The 1,395-nt window shown below is 70.7% G+C and carries 1 protein-coding gene; it reads right to left on the reverse strand.

Going from position 1 to position 1,395, the window contains the following annotated elements; all coding sequences use genetic code 11:
- Positions 1–232 precede the first annotated feature (232 nt).
- Positions 233–727 (reverse strand): GNAT family N-acetyltransferase, encoded by a 495-nt coding sequence (locus tag ACZ34W_RS38680; protein WP_465611193.1) that lies wholly within the window; start codon positions 725–727, stop codon positions 233–235.
- Between the last annotated feature and the right edge of the window lie 668 nt (positions 728–1,395).

The raw sequence follows: 1,395 nt of genomic DNA on the forward strand, positions 1-1,395 counted from the left end.
TTAGGGCGTCTTCGGGTTTGGGGGGCATCCAGTCAGGCTGGGGGACGGGCCGTTCCACGGTTGCCTTGGCCGGGTCCCACAGGCGTTTGGGCGGCTCGACCGTGACGGCGGTCGGGCGCGGGGGCGCCTTGGGCCGCTTGCAGGTGCGGCAGGCCGTGCCCGTACCGCACCGGACCCGCCCACCGACCTGGACTGACAGGCGGGAGGGCGGCGCTCCGGTCAGTGGCCGGGGCTACGGCCGGTCGGCCGGGGCCGGTCCGGTGCCGTCGTCGGAGGGCAGGTCCCGCTCGTAGTGGACGAAGTGGTCGGCCGTGACGAAGGTGTCGTAGAGGCGGCGGGCGGGGTTGTCGTGCGCGGTGAGCCAGTGCACGCGTGCCCAACCGCGGGCGGCGGCGGAGTCGAAGAGGTCCTGGAGGAGCAAGCGGCCCGCCCCGAGCCCGCGGTGGGCGGGGTCCACGAAGAGGTCCTCCAGGTAGCAGACCTGGCCGGTGAGCCATGTGCTGTGGTGGAGCACGCTGTTGGTGATGCCGACGACCGTGCCGTCGTACTCGGCGACGCGGCCCAGCAGTGGCTGGTGCGGATCGAGGAGCCGTCGCCAGGTGGAGTCGGTGACCGCTGCGGGCCGGGTGGACTCGTAGAAGTCGAGGTATCCGGCCCACAGCCGGCGCCAGTCCTTCTCGTCGGCCGCGGCGAGGTCACGGATGACGATCGTAGGGGTCTCAGACATTCGGGCTCCAGGTGAGAGGGGTCGGAGGCGCTTGTGGGCGAGCGGGCCGTGGTGACGGCGAGCACAGGGAGAGTTTCGCCCAGGTCCTCCACCCCGCTCCAACTCGGGTCAGGGACCGCTGAAAGCGGCCACGCCGCCTTTGGCAAGGCATGTCCTTCACCCGGCGTAAGCGTCTTCACGGTAGTTGGACCAGCGCCCGTTCTCATGAACACGGCCACCGAGGCGCGTGCCAACGCCTTGGCCTTGCCCCGAGGCGCCTGGCCGTCTCCGTGACAGGACATCAGGTGAGGCCGATGGGCTTGCGCCTAGCGCAGCTCACCCGCAGCCACGACTACGCCCACTACATCGACATCGCCCGCCTCATGGTCGCCCCCGCACACGGGCTAGACGACGAAGCTGTCCGAGACCGCTGGCGCGCCCTGGTGACGACCCGGCAGGCGTACCTGGGTCGAGTCGCTGACCAGTCTGTGTCCCGTCCCCTCCGTGCCGGCCCCGCCGCAGGATGCCGCTCCTGGCTGCTACCGCGCCGAGCCCCGTCGCAGGCAGAGCCGGGCCTGGTAAGAGGTGTCAGTGCTGCGTGGCCTGCAGGAGCTGCTGCTTGGTCCATCCCTCACCGGTGGGGGTGAGGCCGGTGATCCGGTCGTTGGAGAGGTCGACGAGAAGCTTAG

Source organism: Kitasatospora sp. NPDC022856 (assembly GCF_055561235.1).